A 3877-nucleotide genomic window follows, 5' to 3' on the forward strand; every position below is an offset into this window, starting at 1 on the left:
ACATTCGTGCGTTGAACAAATTCAACGGCATCACTTACAGAAGTCACTTCATTTTCATCGCCTGCGTTCTGGCTGCCAACATGCCCTAATTCTGCTTCTACTGACACCCCGACCGCATGGGCTGTTTTAATAATCGCATTGGTGATTCGAATATTTTCTTCCATTGGCAGCAGTGAGCCATCGTACATTACAGAAGTAAAGCCCATCCGGATGGCTTCCATGGCTCTTTCGTATGTTCTGCCGTGATCTAAATGGAGAATAACTGAGGTTTCCATAGTTTGTGCTTTCTTTTTGATAACGCTTACTAAAGACTCAACATCTAAGACGGGAAAATGCCGGTCAACAATTCCTACAATAACAGGAGCTCTCAATACTTCTGCCGTTGATAACACAGCGTCAATCATCTCAAGATTCAGCACATTAAATTGAGGTATAGCATATCCTCTCTTTCTCGCGTCTATAAGTGGATGTTTACCTGAAACTAATGACATTTCTTTTCCCCCTTACATCATCAAAATTTCAATTAATATTTTGTTACATTGTTTCTGTAATTCAAATATAGTATTATTTCGTTTTGTTGTCTATACGAAAGTAAAAGAAACAATAAATATTTCAATTGAAAGAACAAAGTTTTTGATTTATAATTATCCTGTAGGGATTGAACATCATTAGAAAATTTCTGAATTTTAAGCATTAGAAAATAAGAAAGCGTTTTATTTTTACAATAAATTATTTGGTGGAGGGAAAGTAAATGACATATCTAGCAGCGGAATACCAAGGGGAAGCCACTTTAAACACTGTTGAAAAAACGGTTCCAACACTCGGAGAAAAAGACGTTTTGATTCGTATAGAAGCGGCTACAATCTGTGGCACTGATTCTCATATTTTAGCTGGTCACCATTACGCGAAACCTCCAGTTGTACTAGGACATGAATTTTCAGGATATATCGAAGATGTCGGCTCAAAGGTAACAGCCGTAAAAGTTGGAGAGCTAGTAACCGTTGAACCCCATATCTTCTGTGGGAATTGTAAATATTGCCGAATCGGAAAAGAACATTTGTGTCTTGAAAAGTTAGCTTTTGGTGTCCACCTCGATGGAGGTATGGGACAATATACAGTAGTGCCGGAACGAACCGTATATAAGGTGCCGGATGGCATCTCTCCTTCTGTAGCTGCTCTAACTGAAAATGTCGGATGCTGCCTTCACGGAATTGATCGCGCAAATATTCAGCAGGGTGATTCGATCGTCATTTTAGGTGGAGGTTTTGTAGGAATTGTACTAGCTGAACTTGGCCGCATGCGTGGAGCCAGTAAGGTTGTTGTAGCAGAACCAAATGAAGCACGACGTCAGCTTATCGAAAAAAGAGGTTTTATTGCATTAGACCCCCTTAATCAGAACATTCAAGAAGAGATTATGCACATGACGAATGATCTTGGAGCGGATATTGTCATTGAAGCCGCAGGACGCAGAGATACAGCACAACAAACGCTCAATTTAGTTGGACGCGGCGGAACTATTATGTTTTTTGGAGTAGTTCCACCAGAATACACCGTTTCTGTTTCACCAAACGATGTTTTTAAAAGAGAATTAAATATAATCGGATCCGCCATTAATCCTTACGCTCATCATCGGTCAATCGAATTGTTAAAACGTCTAAACTTAGAAGAACTTATCACCCATCATTTCAGCCTCAAAGATATTCATACAGCATTCGAGGTAGCGCAAAAGGGATTAGGTCTTAAAGTAGCCATCCACCCTAACAGGGGGGACCTATAATAATGAAAAAACCCATTCTTTTTGTTGGCACTGCAACAGCAGACATAATTGCTCTCGTAGATCATCTTCCGAAGTCTGATGAACGTATTGCTGCCCTTAATTTAATTAAATGCGGAGGCGGGCCGGCTGCAAACGCAGCAGTTTCTGCACAAACGCTGGGTGCTCCTTGTTCAATTATTACAGCTGTAGGCGATGATTCCACTGGAAAAGAGATCATTCAAGAATTATCTGATTATAAGATTGATGTGTCAGGCATTCAGACTATTGAAAATGGAATATCATCAACTAGCTGCATACAAGTAGAAAGGTCTAGCGGTTCCCGCTCAATCACCTATTACGGTGGTTCTCTTTCTTCTTATGAATTGAATAATTTCCCATCAATTTTAATTGAAAATTGTTCAATTATTCATGCCGATGGCAACAACCCTGAGTTAACTCTTCAGGCATTTAAGTTAGGAAAAGAAAAAGGGAAAACCACCTCTCTTGACGGTGGAAATATTAGTGACGAAAATTTACAAAAGCTCCTCCCTTATGTTGATGTGTATATTACTGATAGCAAGTCTATTCCCCAATGGGCATTTTTTGATGACTTAAAATCCACCTGTAAGATTTTAACCGAAAGAGGCCCTAAGCTTGTAGCCGTTACTTTAGGAAAAAAAGGATGCCTTATGTTTGATACCAAACAGTATTATCAAAGTTCTGGAATTGAGATTACTGTTGTAGATACTACTGGAGCCGGTGATAATTTCCACGGTGCGTTTGTTTACGGATTATGGAGAGATCTTTCTTATGAAGAGTGTTTAGAACTTGCTAACACTTTCGCTGCACTTAGTTGTCAAGGGCTAGGAGGCCGTCGATGTTTACCTACCTACGAGTATATTGCAGAAAATTTCCTAAATAAAATAACACATAATTAAAACGAAATGACCTTTAACTAGGATAAAATCTCATAAGAATAAATTTATTTGAACAGAAGGCCAAAATATAGGGCAGACTAATCTATATGATAATTTTTTCAAATTTTTATTATGGATAAAGTATAGAAAACCAAGTTAAAAGAAAAAGATTTTTTATAGATTAAGTTATCTAAAAAACAAGTTCTTATAATGAGAACTTGTTTTTTAATTATATTACCTTTCCCCCTTCTTGCTTGAGTTAAAATTAATCCTAATTTGCATTTTCAATAGTGAATTGTTATATTTTTAATGTTGATTTTTTTCGTTTTTATTTCGATTATTTACTAGAATATATAAAAAAGTTTCAAATGAAAGGATGTATTAAACCAGCAATGCAACAACGTTTACAAGAAATTTTAAAGTTAGTTCAGCAGGCAAAAACGATCACTGTTAATGAACTCAGCTCCCAGTTAGGCGTGTCAGAAGTAACCATACGGAAGGATTTAAATAAGTTAGAAGAGAATGGTCTTATCCTTCGCTCTCATGGTGTTGCCAGTTCTCTTTCCGAAGGGACTGTCCCTTCTTTCTTCACACGTGAGCAAATAGAAATGGACGAAAAGCATTGTATCGCACAGGTCGCCGCAAACCTTGTTAAAGAAGGAGAATCTGTTCTTATTGATTCCGGGACCACCCCCCTCGCTGTCGCCAAGTTTCTTCGACATAAGCAGATCTCTGTTGTTACAAACTCTATACCGGTATCCATGCAACTTGCAAATTTTAAAGGTACACTTGCTGTAACAGGTGGTGTGTTGTTGCCTACAAGTATGGCTCTTTGTGGTCCAGATACGGAGAATTACTTAGACAATATTAAAGTCAATAAACTCTTTCTTGGGGCAACCGGTATTCGTTTAGAGGATGGTCCAACGACCTCGTCTTCTATTGAAGGTTCTGTTAAGAAAAAAATGGTAGAAGCAGCTCAAGAAGTCATCTTAGTTTTGGATCATACAAAATTTGATAAAATGAGCCTCTCGCTAATCACAAGTTTTTCAAATGTAGACTTGATCGTAACTTCAAATAAAGCACCTGAAAGAGCATTAAAATTGCTAAAACAGAATGGAGTAAAACTTCTTATTATAGATATAGATAAGGAATTAGAAAAATCTTTCCTTGAAAAAGAAATGTAGGATAAAAATAAGCCCCGATA

At 37.6% G+C, this 3877-nt stretch carries 4 protein-coding genes; 3 read left to right on the top strand and 1 reads right to left on the bottom strand.

Annotation, left to right across the window (positions count from 1 at the left end; translation table 11 throughout):
- Positions 1–491 (bottom strand): class II fructose-bisphosphate aldolase (locus VP97_RS22580; RefSeq protein WP_172656835.1); only part of this gene is annotated, 491 nt, incomplete at its 3' end.
- A gap of 260 nt (positions 492–751) precedes the next feature.
- Here VP97_RS22580 and VP97_RS22585 point away from each other — a divergent pair.
- The 3 genes from VP97_RS22585 (at position 752) to VP97_RS22595 (ending at position 3857) form a co-directional block, all read left to right on the top strand.
- A complete protein-coding gene (locus VP97_RS22585; protein WP_050184438.1) occupies positions 752–1777 on the top strand; it encodes a zinc-dependent alcohol dehydrogenase family protein in 1026 nt (341 codons plus the stop codon).
- Between the two features lie 2 nt (positions 1778–1779).
- Positions 1780–2694 carry a carbohydrate kinase family protein gene (locus VP97_RS22590; RefSeq protein ID WP_050184440.1) on the top strand — a complete coding sequence of 305 codons (915 nt, stop codon included), beginning with the start codon at positions 1780–1782 and terminating at the stop codon, positions 2692–2694.
- Between the two features lie 371 nt (positions 2695–3065).
- On the top strand, positions 3066–3857 hold the full coding sequence (locus VP97_RS22595) for a DeoR/GlpR family DNA-binding transcription regulator (protein WP_050184442.1): 792 nt from the start codon (positions 3066–3068) through the stop codon (positions 3855–3857).
- The last annotated feature ends 20 nt before the right edge of the window (positions 3858–3877 follow it).

It is taken from the genome of Domibacillus robiginosus (assembly GCF_000966195.1).
Classification (GTDB): domain Bacteria; phylum Bacillota; class Bacilli; order Bacillales; family Domibacillaceae; genus Domibacillus; species Domibacillus robiginosus.

Excerpts from the sequence above, each read along its gene's own strand:
- VP97_RS22585 (WP_050184438.1), top strand. The coding sequence starts at position 752 with ATGACATATCTAGCAGCGGAATACCAAGGGGAAGCCACTTTAAACACT.
- VP97_RS22590 (WP_050184440.1), top strand. The coding sequence starts at position 1,780 with ATGAAAAAACCCATTCTTTTTGTTGGCACTGCAACAGCAGACATAATT.
- VP97_RS22595 (WP_050184442.1), top strand. The coding sequence starts at position 3,066 with ATGCAACAACGTTTACAAGAAATTTTAAAGTTAGTTCAGCAGGCAAAA.